Raw genomic sequence first — 17,545 nt, 5'->3', positions numbered from 1 at the left:
AACCCCAGCCAACACCACCCCTACGACAATTCCCCGGCCCTGACCAACCCGGCGAACGTTAGTGGCCACCGCACTAGCCATCTGGCCCTACACCGTTCCGGCCGTCAGTGCCTGCCGGGGCGTCGTCTGCCACGAGCGAGGCAGGGGCGGGGCACCTTCCAAGGGTTCCCGGTTCCGGTCGTATCGGTGACTGTGGGTGGTCTGCGGGGGTCGAATCACCGCGGGTTGAGTACGAGGACTCACCTGCTGCGGCACCCAGCCGGCATGCTCGTCCCATGGCTCTGCTTCGCCCCATTCGGCTGGCGACGGCTGTCGTTCTGGCGCTCGCGCTGACAGCGTGCGGGTCGGACGCTCCGACGCGGGAGGAGGCCAGCCGGGAAGCGCACTCTGCCGCGGCCAGGCAGGCGAGCGCGTCGACAGCTGAGCAGGTCGACGATCGACCAGTGTTTGGTCGGTAGGTCGGGGTCCAGCTTCTGCTTCGTGGACTTCACCGCGCGGTGCTGCCGCAGGTGACGGCCCGTCGCGGATGGATCCGGCCCTTGCGCCCGCCGCCACCCCGGGAGGGCAGGAACCACACACGGGCGCTGACCCGGCACCATGGCCGGGTCAGCCGCACAACCGGTCAGCCGGTCAGCCCGGTGCGGCGGGAGCGGGCCAGCGCCAGCCCACCCAGAACCAGGGCGATCAGCCCCACCACCAGGGCCACGTAGGCTCCGCCTCGCCCGTTGCCGGTGCCGATGCCACTGTCGGAGGTGGCCACGACCAACCCACCGAGTGCGATGCCGATCAGGCCCGCCACCAGGGCCACGGTGGCTCCGAGTCGCCCGTTGCCGGTGCCGATACGACTGGTGGGGCGAGCCAGCGCGAGCCCACCGATGATCGCGCCGGCCAGTCCCAGCAGGGCGGCCACGCTGGCCCCGAGGCGCCCGGCGCTCATGGTGTAGGCGTCGGCGGCGGCCGGCTGGGCCGAGACGTGCGCGGCCGCCGGTGCGGCAAGCCCGAACGCCCCGAGCAGGGCGGCCGCGGCGGCGGCAAGCAGGTGACGGACAGACATCGGGGGATCCCTTCACTGGCATGACGGGTACAGCGGCAGCGTATGTACCGGCATGGTCACGGGTCGTCATGCCGGAGTTGCCGATCGGCCTACCACCCGGGTTGTACGCGCTCGCGGCGTCGTACCGCCGCGGTTGTCTCCCCGGCCTCGGTGGCGATCCCGGTCCGTCTCGGTGCTGATCCGCTCGGCCGCGCGCTGGCCGACGATCGGCCCCTGTCTCTCCTATCCTCGGGGCATGCGAGACCGTCGGGTGGTGCTGCTGTGGGCCGGGTTCGCGGTGACCGCGCTGGTGTCGACGGTGCTCGTGCTACGCCGCGAGGATCGCCTCTCCGACCTGCACATCTACTACGGCGCGCTGGCCGACCTGCGGGCCGGGCGCCCGCTCTACGGATACGTCGCGGAGAATGGCGGCCCGTTCACCTACCCGCCGTTCGCGGCGCTGGTGCTGTGGCCGATCACCGCCGTACCGGAGGGTCTGGCGCAGGCGATCTGGCTGCTGACCACGTACGCCGCGGTGGTCGCCGTCGCGGTGCCGGTCGGCGCCGCGCTGGCCGCCGGGCGGTCCCGGCGGCCGCTGGCGGTGGCGGCGGTGGCGCTCGGGCTGCTGCTGTCCGCGCCGGTGCAGAGCAACCTGCGCTTCGGGCAGGTGAGCATCTTCATCGTCCTGGCGGCGCTGCTCGACGCCATGGGCGTCGTCCCGCCCCGGCTGCGCGGGACGCTGGTCGGGGTGGCCGCGGCGATCAAGCTGACCCCGCTGCTGTTCGTGGTCTACTTCCTGGTCACCGGCCGGTACCGGGACGCCGCCCGGGCGGTGGCCACCTTCGGCGCCTGCGCGGCGATCGCCGCCGCCGTGCTGCCCCGGGAGAGCTGGACCTACTGGGCCGGCACGATGCTGGCGACGTCCCGGATCGGCAACCTGGCCTCGCTGGGCAACCAGTCCGTGCACGGGATGCTGCTGCGGATCGGGCTCGACGAGACGTCCCTGCCCCTGGTGTGGGCCGCCCTGGTGGCCGCCATCTGCGCGGTGGCGCTGCTGCGCGCCCGGCACCTGGCCGGGCACGGCCGGCCGGGGCACGCGGCGGTGCTCGTCGGCTGCGCCACCGTCGCCGCCTCTCCGGTGTCCTGGACGCACCACCAGATCTGGCCGGTCCTCGCCGCGATGCTGCTGATCGGCCTGTCCGGCCCCGCCCGCAAGGTGGCCGGCGTCGCGCTGCTGGTCACCATGGTGGTGTCGCTCGGTGCCGTGCTCAGCCCGGTGTCGACGCGGCCGGGCGTGCAGTTCCTCTTCGAGAACGCGCGCACGCTCGGCGTATGCCTGCTCTGCCTGGCCGGGTTCGGCGGGGCGGCGGTCGCCGCCACCCGGACCGCCCGCACGGCGACGCCGCGTCGGGCCTGGCTGCGGGTGGGCGTCGCGGCCACCGCCACGCTGGCGTTCTTCGCCGTGCAGCCGCTGCCCGCCGGCGCGGACCCCACCTTCAAGGCGTACGACCTCGACGACGTCGTCAACCCGCGTTACTTCTTCGTCTGCCGGGGGCCAGCCGAGTGCGCCGCCTTCGGCACCGGCGCGCCGGTCACCTTCGGCACCCGCATGGAGAAGACGAAGGTACGGGTCAACGGGGTGGTCGCCCCGCAGGTGGCCCGGCTGGCGTACTACTCCGCGCCCGGCGGCGCGCCCCGGGAGATCCCGCTGCTGGCCGCGTATCCGGGGACGCGGACGTTCTCGTTCCGGTCGGCGACCATGGCGCACGGCCGGCTGGTCGCCTACGCCGCCGACGGCCGGGAGATCGCCGCGTACGACGAGGAACTGGCGGCTGCCTTCCGCCCCGGACGGCCGTAGGCAGGGTTTGACCGCCCCGCCGTCCGTGCACCGTCACTGGTCGCTGACCGGCTGTTCGCCCTCCTCGAAGGACGGGATGAGCCGGTCCGGCGCCGGCGGAAGGTCGCGCCGCCCGGTGTCCAGGTCAGTGAGGTCTCCGGCGGCGTTGATGAGGCCGATGTGTGAGAACGCCTGAGGGAAGTTGCCCAGGGCTGCCCCGCTGTACGGGTCGATCTGCTCGGCGAACAGGCCCAGGTCGTTGACCCGGTCGGCGAGCCGCTCGAAAAGCTGCCCGGCCCGGTCGCGCTCGCCGGCCAGCGCCAGGCAGCTGACCAGCCAGAACGAGCAGATCACGAAGCCGGCGGGATCGCCCTCCCAGCGGCGTAGCAGCCCGTTGTGGGACAACCGGTCCTCGACCATCCGGATGGTGGCACGCATTCTCGGGTCATCGGCGGCAAGGAAGCCGACCAACGGCATCACCAGCACCGACGCATCCAACTCCTCGGTGCCGAACGCCGCGGTGAAAGCGCCGAGCCGGTTGTTCCACCCCTGGGTCAGGACGGCTCCGCGTACCTCGTCCCGTACCGCTGCCCACCTGGCGACCTCCGCCTCGGAACCGAGGCGGGACCCGAAACGGACGGCTCGATCCAACGCCGTCCAGCACTGCACCTTCGAGGACACGTAGTGGCGTGCGTCGTCGCGTGCCTCCCACATCCCGGCGTCCGGCAGGTGCCAGTCCTGCTCAGCCCGCTCGACCATCGCGCGCAGCAGTTGGCGGACGTGCGGCGGCATCGGGTCGAGGTGTTCGCGCAACAGCCAGGCGGCGGCGAGCGCCTCACCGGGCACGTCGTTCTGACGCTGCTGCCAGGCGTCGTTGCCCACCATCACCGGGCGGCTGCCGGCGTAGCCGGAGAGGTGGTCGAGGTGGTGTTCGGTGAGGTCCCGTTCCCCCTCCACGCCGTACATGATCGGCACGATGCCCTCGTTCACACCCATCGACCGCGACAACCACCCGATCTGCAGGTTGACCTCATCCGTGCAGGCCACGCGCCAGAGCGCCTCAAGAGTGAAGCTGAAGTCGCGTACCCAGCCGTAGCGGTAGTCGTAGTTGCGCTCGCCGCCCAGTTCCTCGGGCAGGGACATCGTCGGGGCGGCCACCATCGCGCCGCTGGGCCGGTAGGTCATGCCCTGCACCACCAGCGCGCTGCGGAGGACCTCGTTCCGGTAGAGGCCACGGTAGTCGTGCAGACCCATGAAGGAGCGCCAGCCCGCGACCGCGTTCTCGACCACCTGCTCGGCGTCGAGCCTCGCCGGTGGGCCGGCGCCGTAGGCCGGTGCGTACCCCACGGTGAAGCCCTGCGTCTCGCCGGCCCGTACCGTGAACGACCCGGAGGCCTCCCCGGCCTCGCAGTCCAACGGGATGGTGGCGCGCAGATCCAGCCGGGCCGACGCGGCCATGGCGACCAGTGCGTCGTCCTGCGGCATCAGCTGGGCGGCCATCCGGCCGTACTCGAACCGTGGCCGGTAGTGCAGCCGCAGTCGAACCTCGCCGGAGAGCCCCCGCACCACCCGGGCCAGCACCCCCGGCGAGCGTAGACCGACGTCATGGCCCCGCGCACCGGGCTCGAGGGCCAGGGCGTCGGTGATCGCCACGCTGCCGGTGGCGGTGGTGAAGACGGTACGGAGCACGAGGGTGTCCGTCAGATAGGCACGTTCGGTCTCGAACCGGCCCTCGGGGCGGATCATCCAGTGCCCGGCGTCATCGTCGAGCAGCCGGGCGAACACCGACGGAGCGTCGAACCGCGCAGGGCACCACCAGTTCACCGATCCGGCGCGATCCACCAGCACCGCGCTGCGACCATCGGCCAGGAAACCCTGGTCTGCGATCTGCTTCCCCACGGAAGGGGCTACCCGAGCGGAACGGAGTAACACGCCGTCGCACCTCGAATCCGCCGGTCCGGGCGGTGGACTTGCCGGGCCACCGGACACCTGTCTGTCAATGTAGCGTTGACACGTGACGTCGGAGCTGGTTCAGCTGGCCGACCTTCGCGCTGCCCGCGCCCGACTGGACGAGCAGGAGCTGGAGCTCATCGACCGGGCGCGCTACGGCGGCGCGACGTGGGCGCAGATCGCCACCGCGCTGGGCCTCAGCAGCCGGCAGGCCGCGGAGCAGCGCCGGCAGCGCCTGGCGGCCGCACGGCGGTCGCGGCGGCGCAGCCTCGATCTCGGCTACTCCGGAACGATCGCGGCGATCCGGAACGCCGTATCCGACCTTCAGCGGTGGATCGACACGGACCGGCGCTGGGACAGCCGGTTCCGTCGGGCGGAGCTGGTGCGCCGCACCGCCGAGGCCGCCCTCGATGCCCCTCCGGGCTCGCTGTACGCGTTGGCGGTGCTGATCGCCGCCGACCTCGCCGAGGCGGGGCGGGAACGGTTGCCCGTACCCGTCCAGGCTGTCGCCGCATCGCTGCACGCCGCCTTGTCAACAGAACATTGACAGACATCGCCAATATTGCTTGTCCCGCGCTCAAGACTGAAGATGTGAGTCGTCCCGGCTCAACCCTGGAGGACTCATGCGCCGCAACGCTGGACTGTTCGTGGCGATCTCGCTGCTGTCCGGCTTCGGCAGCAGCGCCATGTCCCTGGTCGCCGGCATCTGGATCCTCGACCTCACCGGCTCCACCAGCCTCGCCGCCCTCGCCGGGCTGTGCGTGTACGCCCCGGTGCTCGCCGGCCCGTGGCTGGGCGGCCTGCTCGACCGGGCGCCGCGACGGCCGCTGGTCATCGCCGTCAACCTCACGCTGGCCGCCGTGCTGCTGACTCTCCTCGCCGTCGAGGGCCCGGGGCAGACCTGGCTCATCTTCGCCGTCTCGTGCGCCTACGGGCTCAGCTACGTGCTCATCGACGCGGGTGAGACCGCGCTGCTGCCGGCCGCCCTGTCACCCGCCGAACTCGGCGACGTCAACGGGTGGCGCTCGAGCGCGCAGGAGGGCATGAAGCTCGTGGCTCCCGCGACCGGCGCCGGCCTCTACGCATGGCACGGTGGCCAGGCCGTCGCCGTGCTCAGCGCGGCCATGCCGGTCCTGGTCGCCGGCCTGTACCTGGCGGTGCAACTGGTCCACACCCCACCCGATCCGCCGACCCGGCGGCAGCGCGGCATCCGCGCCGGGCTCGCCGTCCTGGCCGGGCAGCGGGCGACGCGGGTCACGGTAGCGCTCGCCGCGGTGTCGATCGCCATGTCCGGTTTCACGACCGCGGCCACGTACGCGATCGTCATCACCGAGCTGGACCTGCCGGCGACGTTCCTCGGCGTGCTGGTCAGCGCCCAGGGCGCCGGCTCCGTCGTCGGCGGGCTGATCGTCGGCCGGCGCATCACCCGGCGCGGTCCGGTCGCTGTCGCGCTCGCCGGCACCGTGCTGTTCGCGGTCGGCTGCCTGGCCCGTTGCCTGCCCTGGTGGCCGGTCGCGGTGGCGGCCTCGGCGGTCGCCGGCGTCGGCCTACCGTGGACGCTGGTCGCGGCGGTGACCGCGGTGCAGACGCACACGCCGCCGGCGATGCTCGGCCGGGTGGCCGCGACGGCGACCACCGCGATGTTCGGGCCGATCGCGGTGGCGATCCCGCTCGGCTCCGCCGCCGTCCACCTCGGCGGCCGCCCGCCACTCGTCGCGGCTGCCGTGATCTGTCTGATCTCGGTGCTGGTCACCGCCCACCGCCCGCTGAGGCGGCGCAACGCCGCCCGTTCGCGGTCGCGCCAGGACCGTGTCGGTGAAGCGCACCGCGTGACCGTCGCGCCGGCGACCCCAACCGAAGAGGTTGGCATCACCCGCGGCGGTCGTGGCCGGTCGTCGCCGACGGGTACCTGATCTCGGCGAGATCGTCCGCGAGGTCCGCCACCGTCAGGTCGGAGTTCAGGCGCCGCACCAGCTCGTCGGTGAGCGGGTGCAGCGCGAAGACCGCAGCCACGGCTTCGCCGTCCACGGGTCGTTCGTAGTAGTCCTCGGCGAACCGCCGGTACGCCGCCGGTGTCGCGTCCGTCAACCGGCGTCCGCCGTTGGCGTGAGCGATCCGGGTCAGCTGCGGGATCGGGGCAGGCAGCACTTCTTGTACTTGTTGCCCGAGCCGCACCAGCAGGCGTCGTTGCGCTCCGGCGGCCAGGGAATGTGCGCCCCGGGCCGGGTCGCGAGCTCCCGCGCGTAACCGGTCCGGATCTCCGCATCCGCCGGGTCGCCGTCGCGTCGGCCGGCGGAGCCGGCCAGCCCGTCGACCGAGCCGCTGAGCACGCTCAGCCCGGTCCCGCCGGCGTTGGCCAGCCGTACCAGCTGCTTCTCCAGGCGGGCCCGGTGCGCGTCCCAGTCCGGGCCGTACGTGTCGGTCAGCGCGGGCTGTTCGGTGAGCAGGCGGTCGAACTCGGCCCGCGGCCAGAAGAGCAGGTCAGGCTCGGTGGGCTGCCGCTCCTCGGCCCGGCGGACCAGCCGAGCCTCCAGCCGGTCGGCCAGATCGTCGTTGCGGTCGTGCGGCAGGTTGAGGTCCCGGCGTACCCGGTGCCGCTGTTGCAGCAGGAAGAAGAGGACACCGGGCGCCTCCGGCGGGCCGACCTCGACCGCCGGTTCGACGGCGGTCGCGGCCGCCGCCGCGCCGGTCGCGGTGGCGCGCTCGCCGAGCAGGCCGTCGACCGCCTCGCTCAGCCACTCCTCGGCGAGCGCCGTGCGGCCGCCGGCGTCCAGCGCCGCGCTGAGGTACGCGGGGGCGTCCGGTAGCTCGGTCAGCAGCGGGCGCAGGGCGGTGAGTTCCGCCATCGCCTCGTCCTGCCGGCCGCCGGAGCGGAACAGGATCCGCGCCCGCAGCGCCCGCGCGATGCCGGCCCGGGGGTCGTCCCCGGACGGGTACGCGGCCACCGCCCGGTCGGCGTACCGGAGCGCGGCGTCCAGCCTCGCCCGGATCTCGGCGATCTCGGCGGCCAGGGTCAGCGCGTCCCCGGCGTCCGCCGGTTCGGCCAGCCGGCCCTGCTCCACCGCCTCGGCGAGCTCGGCGGCAACGCCGAGCGGATCGGCCGTCCCGAGCGCCGAGCGGCGAAGTTCGGCGAGGTCGGCGCTGGTGATCACGTCTTTTGTCGGCACGGTTTCACGGTACGTCGGGGTACGCCCGCCGTACCGGCTGATCACCTGTTACGCCGATCTCACGCCGCCCCGGGCCGGATCGACGTGCCCGCCCTGGCCGGTGGTCCGGCGGTCGGGGGAGGGAAGGGGTTCAGGCGGTGCCGGAAACCCCGTCATCCGTCGATGCGGGTGATGTTGCGGATCTTGTTGGATGCATCGAGGGCGGCCACCTTGTACGCCTCGGCCAGTGTCGGGTAGTTGAACACCGTGTCGACCAGGTAGTCGACCGTGCCGCCGCAGCCCATCACCGCCTGTCCGATATGGACGATCTCGGTGGCGCCGGTGCCGAACACGTGGATGCCGAGCAGCCGGCCGTCGTCCGGCGAGACGAGCAGCTTCAGCATCCCGTACGAGTCACCCACGATCTGGCCGCGGGCCAGCTCGCGGTAGCGTGCGATGCCCACCTCGAACGGGGTCGAGCTGTCGGTCAGCTCCTCCTCGGTCTTCCCGACGAAGCTGATCTCCGGAATCGTGTAGATGCCGATCGGCTGCAACTCGTGCATCGCGCGGACCGGCTCGCCGCAGGCGTGCTGCGCGGCGAGCCGGCCCTGCTCCATGGACGTGGACGCCAGCGCGGGGAAGCCGATCACGTCACCGACCGCGTAGATGTTGTCCACCGCGGTGCGGTAGTTCGCGTCGACCGCGATCCGGCCGCGCCTGTCCGCCTCCAGGCCGGCGGCTTCCAGCGCGAGGTCGTCGGTCTGGCCCTGGCGGCCGGCCGAGTACATGACCGTGTCCGCGACGATCTTCTTGCCGCTCTTCAGGATGCACAGCGCCGCGGTCTGGTGCTTCTCCACCGCGGCGACCTCCTCGCCGAAGCGGAACGTCACGGACAGGTCGCGCAGGTGGTACTTGAGCGACTCGACAACCTCCTCGTCGCAGAACTCGAGCATCCGGTCGCGGCGTTCCACCACGGTCACCTTGGTGCCGAGCGCGGCGAACATGGACGCGTACTCCATGCCGATCACGCCGGCGCCGACCACGACCATGCTGCGGGGTACGGCTTGAAGGTTGATGACGCCGTCGGAGTCCACGATCGTCCGGTCGTCGAAGTCGACGCTGTCCGGGCGGGCGGGGCGGGTACCCGCGGCGACGATGGCCTTGTCGTAGGTGATTTTGGATTCGCGCCCGGAGCCGCCGTCGACCCAGACCGCGTGCGGGTCCGCGAACCGTCCCGTGCCGGTGATCATCGCGACCCGGTTGCGTGCCAGTTGATTGCGGATGACGTCCGTCTGTCGGCTGATCACGTGCTGGGTCCGGGCGGCCAGGTCGCTGACCGTGATCTCCTCCTTGACCCGGTAGCTGCTGCCGTACAGGTCCCGCTGGGTCAGGCCGGTGAGGTAGAGCACGGCCTCGCGCAGCGTCTTCGAGGGGACGGTGCCGGTGTTGATGCAGACCCCACCGATCATGTCGCGCCGGTCCACGATGCCGACCCGCTTGCCGAGCTTCGCGGCGGCGATCGCGGCCTTCTGGCCGCTGGGTCCGGAGCCCAGCACCAACAGGTCGTAGTCATACACGACACAAGCGTCGCAAGATGCTGCGGCCCGCGCCAGGGCGGACCGATCAGCGACATCGAGCTGCGGGTGTCGCCGCCCCGGGCTGGCGTGTCAGCGGCGCGGCTGACGAACGACGCCTATCGGGCCGGGGGTGGCGCCGCACTACCGGGTACGACGAGCTCGGTGGCGAGGGGAGACCGAAAGTTTCGACGTCCAACCGACGCCTTCCGACGTGATGGTGGGCGCGTCATGGCCTGGGCGCCACCGGTCAAGGGTCTGTTCGCATCTGGACCGGAGCCGTTACGGTGGGCGGAGTTCTGACCTGTCCGGCGACGGCTTCCGGAAAGATGCCGGGAATAGACCCAAGGAGTCGAACATGTCGACCGAGATCGCAGAGGTGACCACCGCCCGGTCGATCAGCAACCCCGTCCTCACCGGATTCCACCCCGACCCGTCGATCCTGCGCGTGGGCGACGACTACTACCTGGCCACCTCGACCTTTGAGTGGTACCCCGGAGTGCGCGTGCACCACTCGAGGGATCTCGTGCACTGGCGTGCGCTGGGCGGGATCATCACCGAACGCCGCCTGCTGGACCTACGCGGGTGCGGCGACTCCAACGGGGTGTGGGCGCCCGACCTGTCCTATCACGACGGTCTGTTCCACCTGGTCTACAGCGACGTGGCCAGCTTCGCCAGCGGTTACTGGGACGCGCAGAACTTCCTCACCACCGCGCCCGACGTCGCCGGCCCCTGGTCGGATCCGGTCGCGCTGCACGCGCACGGCTTCGACGCTTCCCTCTTCCACGACGAGGACGGCTCCAGCTGGCTGCTGTCCATGAGCGCCGACTGGCGGCCGGGCCGCGACCGATTCGGTGGTATCGAGATCCAGCGCTACGACCGCGACCGGCGGCAACTGGTCGGGGACGCGAAGATCATCTTCGCCGGTACGGACGCCGGCCTGACCGAGGCGCCCCACGTCTACCGCCACGACGGCTGGTACTGGCTGGTCACCGCCGAGGGTGGCACCAGCTGGGAGCACCAGGTCACGGTCGCCCGGTCGCGGAACCTGCACGGCCCCTACGAGGTCGACCCGGCCGGGCCGCTGCTCACCTCCGTCGGCCGGCCGGACCTCGCGCTCCAGAAGGCCGGTCACGGCAGCCTGGTGCGGACGCAGCGGGGCGACTGGTATCTCGCCCACCTCGCCGCGCGTCCCTACACCCCGCTGGGCAACTGCGTCCTGGGACGGGAGACCGCCATCCAGAAGGTCGACTGGCCCCGCGGCGGCTGGCCCAGCATTCCCGGCGGCGTGCCCGCCACCGAGATCCTCGCCCCGGACCTGCCCGCCCACCCGTGGCCGGCCGAGCCCGCCACCGACCACTTCGATGCGGCGCAGCTCGCCACCTGGTGGTCCACGCTGCGCCGCCCGGCGACCACCGACTGGGTCGACCTGCGGGCCCGCCCCTCGCACCTGCGCGTCCACGGTGGCCAGTCCCCGGTCGGTAAGCAGACACCGAGTCTGGTCGCCCGGCGGGCCGGGGCGGCGCGCTGCTCGCTGGAGACGGTCGTCGAGTTCGACCCGATCGACCACCGGCACCTGGCCGGCATCACCGGCTACTACAACACCCTGAACTGGTACTACCTCTACCTGACCCGGGCCGACGACGGCCGGGTGGTGCTGGAACTGATCAGCTCGGACAGCGGTCGGCGGACCGCCTACCCGGAGCTCAGCGTCGACGCCGGCGCCGCCGGCCGCGTCGGCCTGCGCGTCGAGTTCGACGGGCCGGTGCTGCGGTTCGGCTACGACCTGGGCGACGGCTGGCGGCACCTCCCCGTCGAGTTGGACGCCACCATCCTCTCGGACGAGCACGCCGCACTGATCGTCGACGACGAACCGGCCGCGTGGGGTTTCACCGGCTCGTTGCTCGGGCTGTGGGTGCAGGACCTCGGCGGCGACGGGGTGTACGCCGACTTCGACCACGCGACGTACCGCGAACACTGAACCGGCACGGACGCCGGGACGCCCGGATCGTCCGCACCGACCGGGTCGTCCGCCCGACGCGGGCCGGTCTGCGCCGTCCCACCGGGCACCGCCTGTCCGTGTCCTACCTGGACCGGCAGCTCGAAAGTTTCGAGATCGTGCCGGGCTCCGTCAACGCCGAGACAACGTCAGCGGTCCTCCAGAACTCCTGGTTGACACCGCACACATCGACTCCTACCGTTTCGGGCAAGTTCCGGTGAAGTTCCGAAACTTTCGGCGCTGCGGCCGCCGGACCGGCCCGCGCCCACCCCACACACCCTGTGACCGCACGGCCCGGCACCAGCGCGAACTCCGTCCCTGATCCTCGGCGCCGGTCCACGGTCCGCCCGAAAGGAACGCCCATGAAGTTGAGACGGTGGATAGCCACCGGCGCGGTCGCCGTCGCGACTGTCGCGGCGCTCAACGCCCTGCCCGCCACGGCGAGCCGTCCGTTCGACCCGACCGACCAGAGCCTGCGTGCGCTCGGTCTGCGGCACGGCCTGCACATCGGCACCGCGGTCGACATGGCCGTCCTCGACGACCCCGCCGACCCGCGGTACCGCCAGCTCGCCGCGTCGGAGTTCTCCTCGGTGACCGCCGAGAACGCCATGAAGTGGGAGAGCCTGGAGCCCGCCCGGGGCACCTACAACTGGGGGCCGGCCGACGAACTCGTGAACTTCGCCCGCCAGAACAACCAACGTGTACGCGGTCACGTGCTGGTCTGGCACAACCAGTTGCCCAGCTGGCTGACCAGCGGCGTCGCCGACGGCTCCATCAGCAAGGAGGAGCTGCGGAGCCTGCTGAAGAAGCACATAACGACGGTGGTCAGCCGCTACCAGGGCAAGATCTGGCAGTGGGACGTCGTCAACGAGGCCGTCAGCGACCCGTGGGACAACCCGCCGGCCCTGCACTACAAGGGCTTCTGGGCGCAGCACCTCGGGCCCGGCTACATCGCCGACGCCTTCCGCTGGGCGCGCGCCGCCGACCCGAAGGCGCTGCTGTTCTACAACGACTACAACATCGAGGCGTTCGGCTCGGGTGATCCGACCAACGACAAGACCCAGTTCGTCTACGACATGGCCCGGCAACTGCGGGCCGAGGGCGTGCCCATCGACGGCATCGGCAGCCAGGGTCACCTCGGCACCCAGTACGGCAACTACGACACCCTCCAGGTGGCGGCGGCGCTGAAGAAGTTCTCCGGGCTGGGCCTGGCCACCGCGTTCACCGAGGTCGACGTGCGCAGCCAGCTGACCGAGGGAGTTCAGGCCGGTGACTCCGCCGAGATCAATCCACGGCTGCAGGCGTCCGCGGCGAACTTCAGCGTGCTGCTGCGCGCCTGCCTGGCGGACCGGCACTGCCTGTCGTTCACCGTCTGGGGCTTCACCGACAAGCACTCCTGGGTGCCCGGTTGGTTCAACAACCCGCCGGAGGGCCTGGCCACCATCTACGACGAGAACTACCAGCCCAAGCGGGCCTACCACGAGTTGAAGGCCGACCTGATCTACGCCGGCCCGCCGTACGTCCTGCCGCGCGTCCCGCACAAGCCGCGCCGATGAGTCACTCCCGGAGGCGGGGCCGCATGAGCCTTCGTACGTCAGCAGGCCATGCGGCCCCGCTGCGCTCGCGCTCAGCCACCCGCCGCCGCGATGCTGGGGGAGGCGGGCAGGCTCGGCGGCGGGGCAGGTTCGTAGGGGCGGCAGGACGCGCGGACGACCAGTTCGGTAGGCAGCCGGATGTGCGTGTCCCGCTCGACCCCGGCGATCAGGTCGACGAGCAGGCGCAATGCCTCGGCGCCCATGCGCTGCAGCGGTTGCATGATCGTCGTCAGCGGTGGGTCGACCAGCGCCGACTCCGGGACGTTGTCGAAGCCGATCACGGACAGGTCGTCGGGGACCGTGAGGCCCATGCTCCGGGCCACGTCCATCGTGGAGATGGCGGAGAGGTCGTTTCCCGCGAAGATCGCGGTCGGCCGGTCGGGGAGCGCGAGCAGCTCCGCGGCCGTGCCGGCGGCACTCTCGGTCCGGAACCCGCCGACGCGCACGAGCCGCTCGTCCACCGCCACGCCGGCATCGGCCATGGCCTTGCGGAAGCCCGCCTCGCGCAGGCGCGCCGACTCGAGGTCGGGGCGCCCGCTGATGTGCCCGATACGACGGTGGCCGAGCGAGAGCAGGTATTCGGTGGCGAGCACGGCGCCGGCGAAGTTGTCGGAGTCGACGGTCGGCAGGCCGGACGGACCGGTGTGCGGGTCGACGGCCACGACGTGGAAACCCTGCTTGGTCTCCACCACGGTCGGCGTGACGATCACGGCCCCATCGATGAGCGTGCCGGACAGGCGGGCCAGCGACCGGCGTTCCCAGCCGATGGCCGCGCCGTCGCCGTCGCCGCCGGAGTAGGCCAGCAGCTGGTAACCGGTGCCGGCGACCTCCCGGGACGCCCCCTTGAGCAGTTCGGTCGAGAACGGCTCGAACTCGGCGACCAGGATGCCCAGCACGTTCGTGCGGTGACTTCGCAGGCTCTGTGCCCCCAGGCTGGCCTCGTACCCAAGCTGCCGGATCACCTGCTGGACGCGTTCCACCGTCGCTTCTGCCACACCGTACCGGCCGTTCACGACCTTGGACACGGTCGCCACCGAGACGCCGGCCGTACGGGCCACGTCCGACATCTTCACACGCTGCGGAAACGCCACGCCGACGATGATAGAGGGCCCTCCGGAGCCCGTCACCGGAGATTCGAAAACGTTATCGATAACGATTGACACTGGGTTACACGGCTGTAAAACTCGGCCCCCAGCCGAGTATCGCGACTGACCAGTCGAGGAGACACCGATGGCGATGAAGCGCCGTGCGGGCGCCGTCCTAGCGCTGTTCCTGACCAGCGCACTCCTTGTCACCGCCTGCAACGGCGGCGACGACGAAACGCCCGCCGAGAGCGAGCTCTACAAGAACCCGGTGACCCTGACCTGGTGGCACAACGCCTCCCAGGACGGGCCCGGCAAGACCTACTGGGAGAAGGTCGCCAAGGACTTCTCCGCGCTTCACCCGACCGTCACGATCCAGATCGAGGCGATCGAGACGAACCAACTCCAGCGCACCCGGCTCCCCGCCGCGCTGCTCACCAGTGACCCGCCGGACATCTTCGCGGCGTGGGGCGGCGGTGAGATGCGCGAGCAGGTGGAGGCCGACTACCTGAAGGACATCACCGACCAGGTCAAGACGGAGGTCGCCAACATCGGCAGCGCGGCCGAGATCTGGCAGGTGGACGGCAAGCAGTACGGCCTGCCGTTCCGGATGGGCATCGAGGGCATCTGGTACAACAAGGACATGTTCGCGAAGGCGGGCATCACCACCCCGCCGACCACCCTCGAGGAGCTCAACGACGCGGTCACGAAGCTCAAGGCGATCAACGTCATCCCGATCGCTCTGGGCGCCGGTGACAAGTGGCCCGCCGCGCACTGGTGGTACAACTTCGCGCTGCGCGCCTGCTCGGTCGACACGCTGAAGAAGGCGTCCGTCGACCTGGTCTTCGACGACCCGTGCTTCGTCAAGGCCGGCGAGGACCTGAAAGCCTTCATCGACACCAGGCCGTTCCAGCCCAACTTCATCGCCACCCCGGGGCAGAACGACCCGACCAGCGCGAACGGCCTGCTCGCCAACGGCAAGGCCGCGATGGAGCTGATGGGGGACTGGAACCGGGGCACCCTGGACACGGCCGCCGAGGACCCGGAGGCAGTCAAGAAGTTCCTCGGCTGGTTCCCGGTACCGGCGATCTCCGGTTCCGCGGGTGACCCGAAGGCGGCCCTCGGCGGCGGCGACGGGTTCGCCTGCGCCAAGAACGCCCCGGCCGAATGCGTCGAGTTCCTCAAGTACATCGTCAGCCCCGAGGTGCAGAAGGGCTACGCCGAGACCGGCACCGGCCTGCCCGTCGCCAAGGGCGCGGAGTCCGGCGTCGCGGACCCCGCGCTGAAGTCCATCCTGGAGGCGACGTCCGGAGCGACCTACGTGCAGCTCTGGCTGGACACGGCCTTCGGCAGCACGGTCGGCAACGCGATGAACGACGCGATCGTCGCCATCTTCGCCGGCAACGGCAGCCCCGAGCAGGTCGTCTCGGCGATGAAGGCGGCCGCGAAGAAGTGACCTCCACCAACCCGACCCTCAACCCCGCCGGCGGCGCGTTCGCGCCGCCGGCGGGCCCCCCGGCCGCCCGGCGCCCGTCCTCCCGCGCGGCCGAGACCAGACGCAAGTGGTACGAGATCATCGGGCTCACCACCCCCGCGATCGTCGTGTACGTGATGTTCGTGCTCGTGCCGATGGGCTTCGCGGTCTACTACAGCCTCTTCCGCTGGCGCGGGGTCGGGCCGCCCACCGACTTCGTCGGTCTCGACAACTACGTGCTCGCCTTCCAGGACCCGATCTTTCTCGACGCGCTGCGCAACAACGCCATCATCGTGGTCGGGTCACTCGTGATCCAGGGCCCGATCGCCCTGGGCGTGGCCCTGCTGCTCAACCGCCGCTTCCGCGGGCGCACCGTGTTCCGGCTGCTGGTGTTCGTGCCCTACGTGCTCGCCGAGGTCACCGTCGGCATCATGTGGAAGCTGCTGCTGACCGGCGGCGGTTCGGTCGACGCGCTGCTGCGGTCGCTGGGGCTGGGCGGCCTGGTGCAGGCGTGGCTCGCCGACCTCGACGTCGTCATCTGGACGCTGCTGTTCGTCCTCACCTGGAAGTACGTCGGCTTCGCCATCATCCTGCTGCTCGCCGGCCTGTCGAACGTGCCGCCCGAATTGACCGAGGCCGCCGCGATCGACGGCGCGAGCTGGTGGCAGACCCAGCGCCACGTCACGCTCCCGCTGCTGGGCCCGACGATCCGGATCTGGATGTTCCTGTCGATGATCGGGTCGCTGCAGGTCTTCGACGTGATCTGGGTGACCTCGGTGCCCGCGGTGCGGTCGCTCGGCGCCTCGGCCACCATGGCGACGTACATGGTGGACAACGGCTTCTTCGCCCGGCTGTGGGGCTACGGCAACGCGGTGGCCGTGATCCTGTTCGTCATCTCGTTCGTCGCGGCACTGCTGTTCCAGCGCTTCCTCCTCCGCCGGGACATCGAGGGCGCCATCACCGGAAGGGTGAACTGACCGTGGCCGTCAATCCCGTTCCGTCGCCGTCCGGCCGCCCGGTGGCGTGGAGCACCCCGCTCACCTACGTGCTGGCGCTCGCGGTCGCGGCCGTGTCGATCACCCCCGTGGTCTACGTGATCGTCGGAGGCTTCCGCACCACCCCGCAGATCATCGCGGACCCGGCCGGCCTGCCCGACCCGTGGGTCTTCGACAACTACGTCCGGGTGCTGACGCAGAGCGACTTCTGGCAGCAGGCGTTCAACAGCGCCGTGATCGCCCTGGGTACGACGCTCGGCGTGGTGGTGCTCGGCGTCTGCGCCGCGTTCGTGCTCGCCCGGTACACCTTCCGCGGGCGGGAGGGGCTCTACACCTTCTTCACCCTCGGCCTGCTCTTCCCGGCCGGGGCGGCGATCCTGCCGCTCTACCTGATGCTGCGCGACCTTAACCTGATCAACTCCTACTACGCGGTGATCCTCCCGCAGGTCGCCTTCCAGCTGCCACTCACGATCGTGATCCTGCGTCCCTTCCTCTCCGCGGTACCCCGCGAGCTGGAGGATGCCGCCGCGATCGACGGTGCCGGACGGCTCGGGTTCCTCTGGCGCATCATGCTGCCGCTGTCGCGACCCGCGCTCGTCACCGTCGGCGTCCTCGCGTTCGTGGCGAGTTGGAACGCGTTCCTCCTGCCGCTGCTCGTCCTCGGCGACGCCGGGCTGCACACCCTGCCGCTGGGTGTGCAGAACTTCTCGAGCCAGTACACCTCGGACACCGCGGGAATCCTCGCCTTCACCTCGCTGGCGATGTTGCCGGCACTTCTTTTCTTCACGTTCGCCGAGAAGCAGATCGTCGGTGGCCTGCAGGGTGCGGTCAAGGGATGAGCAGCAGCGGCATGAGCAAAA

General features: G+C 71.0%; 13 protein-coding genes and 1 pseudogene. 8 read left to right on the top strand and 6 right to left on the bottom strand.

Annotation, left to right across the window (positions count from 1 at the left end; genetic code table 11):
* Positions 1 to 622: 622 nt before the first annotated feature.
* The gene (locus AC1WTP_RS25715) at positions 623 to 1,054 is read right to left on the bottom strand and encodes a DUF6223 family protein (RefSeq protein WP_481651843.1); all 432 of its coding nucleotides are present in this window, start codon (positions 1,052 to 1,054) and stop codon (positions 623 to 625) included.
* Between the two features lie 235 nt (positions 1,055 to 1,289).
* Here AC1WTP_RS25715 and AC1WTP_RS25710 point away from each other — a divergent pair, with 235 nt between their 5' ends.
* Positions 1,290 to 2,891, top strand: a complete 1,602-nt coding sequence (locus tag AC1WTP_RS25710) for a glycosyltransferase 87 family protein (RefSeq protein WP_481651842.1) — start codon at positions 1,290 to 1,292, stop codon at positions 2,889 to 2,891.
* A 33-nt stretch (positions 2,892 to 2,924) separates the two neighbouring features.
* On the opposite strand, the gene AC1WTP_RS25705 is transcribed toward AC1WTP_RS25710, so the two are convergent.
* The gene (locus AC1WTP_RS25705) at positions 2,925 to 4,769 is read right to left on the bottom strand and encodes a glycoside hydrolase family 15 protein (protein WP_481651841.1); all 1,845 of its coding nucleotides are present in this window, start codon (positions 4,767 to 4,769) and stop codon (positions 2,925 to 2,927) included.
* 115 nt (positions 4,770 to 4,884) lie between these two features.
* On the opposite strand from AC1WTP_RS25705, the gene AC1WTP_RS25700 reads away from it, so the two are divergent.
* Complete coding sequence (locus tag AC1WTP_RS25700) at positions 4,885 to 5,367, top strand: hypothetical protein (protein WP_481651840.1); 483 nt, start codon at positions 4,885 to 4,887, stop codon at positions 5,365 to 5,367.
* Between the two features lie 76 nt (positions 5,368 to 5,443).
* Positions 5,444 to 6,733 carry an MFS transporter gene (locus AC1WTP_RS25695; protein WP_481651839.1) on the top strand — a complete coding sequence of 430 codons (1,290 nt, stop codon included), beginning with the start codon at positions 5,444 to 5,446 and terminating at the stop codon, positions 6,731 to 6,733.
* Here the strand turns inward: AC1WTP_RS25695 and AC1WTP_RS25690 are convergent.
* The 3 genes and pseudogenes from AC1WTP_RS25690 to sthA form a co-directional block, all read right to left on the bottom strand.
* Positions 6,690 to 6,914, bottom strand: a pseudogene (locus tag AC1WTP_RS25690) (hypothetical protein); the annotation flags it as partial. The gene AC1WTP_RS25695 and the pseudogene AC1WTP_RS25690 overlap by 44 nt on opposite strands.
* A gap of 26 nt (positions 6,915 to 6,940) precedes the next feature.
* Positions 6,941 to 7,987: an SEC-C metal-binding domain-containing protein gene (locus AC1WTP_RS25685; protein WP_481651838.1), complete on the bottom strand. Its 1,047-nt coding sequence runs from the start codon at positions 7,985 to 7,987 to the stop codon at positions 6,941 to 6,943.
* Between the two features lie 152 nt (positions 7,988 to 8,139).
* Positions 8,140 to 9,543 (bottom strand): Si-specific NAD(P)(+) transhydrogenase, encoded by a 1,404-nt coding sequence (sthA, locus tag AC1WTP_RS25680; protein ID WP_481651837.1) that lies wholly within the window; start codon positions 9,541 to 9,543, stop codon positions 8,140 to 8,142.
* Between the two features lie 355 nt (positions 9,544 to 9,898).
* Here sthA and AC1WTP_RS25675 point away from each other — a divergent pair, with 355 nt between their 5' ends.
* The gene (locus AC1WTP_RS25675) at positions 9,899 to 11,521 is read left to right on the top strand and encodes a glycoside hydrolase family 43 protein (RefSeq protein ID WP_481651836.1); all 1,623 of its coding nucleotides are present in this window, start codon (positions 9,899 to 9,901) and stop codon (positions 11,519 to 11,521) included.
* A 380-nt stretch (positions 11,522 to 11,901) separates the two neighbouring features.
* Positions 11,902 to 13,095, top strand: coding sequence for an endo-1,4-beta-xylanase (locus AC1WTP_RS25670; protein ID WP_481651835.1), 1,194 nt, complete (start codon positions 11,902 to 11,904; stop codon positions 13,093 to 13,095).
* 71 nt (positions 13,096 to 13,166) lie between these two features.
* Here AC1WTP_RS25670 and AC1WTP_RS25665 read toward each other — a convergent pair whose 3' ends face one another.
* Positions 13,167 to 14,225, bottom strand: a complete 1,059-nt coding sequence (locus AC1WTP_RS25665; protein WP_481651834.1) for a LacI family DNA-binding transcriptional regulator — start codon at positions 14,223 to 14,225, stop codon at positions 13,167 to 13,169.
* A 139-nt stretch (positions 14,226 to 14,364) separates the two neighbouring features.
* Between AC1WTP_RS25665 and AC1WTP_RS25660 the strand changes: the two genes are divergently transcribed.
* Genes AC1WTP_RS25660 through AC1WTP_RS25650 form a run of 3 tightly spaced genes read left to right on the top strand, consistent with a single transcriptional unit; the run spans position 14,365 to position 17,524 of the window.
* On the top strand, positions 14,365 to 15,672 hold the full coding sequence (locus AC1WTP_RS25660; RefSeq protein ID WP_481651833.1) for an ABC transporter substrate-binding protein: 1,308 nt from the start codon (positions 14,365 to 14,367) through the stop codon (positions 15,670 to 15,672).
* Positions 15,669 to 16,667, top strand: a complete 999-nt coding sequence (locus AC1WTP_RS25655; RefSeq protein WP_481651832.1) for a carbohydrate ABC transporter permease — start codon at positions 15,669 to 15,671, stop codon at positions 16,665 to 16,667. The genes AC1WTP_RS25660 and AC1WTP_RS25655 overlap by 4 nt, the downstream gene beginning before the upstream one ends.
* The gene (locus AC1WTP_RS25650) at positions 16,664 to 17,524 is read left to right on the top strand and encodes a carbohydrate ABC transporter permease (protein WP_481651845.1); all 861 of its coding nucleotides are present in this window, start codon (positions 16,664 to 16,666) and stop codon (positions 17,522 to 17,524) included. Before AC1WTP_RS25655 ends, AC1WTP_RS25650 begins: the two co-directional genes overlap by 4 nt.
* Positions 17,525 to 17,545 lie beyond the last annotated feature (21 nt).

The organism is Micromonospora sp. R311, assembly GCF_056780015.1.
The sequence above is the reverse complement of the archived record's forward strand: the minus strand, read 5'-3'. Positions and strand labels throughout refer to the sequence as shown.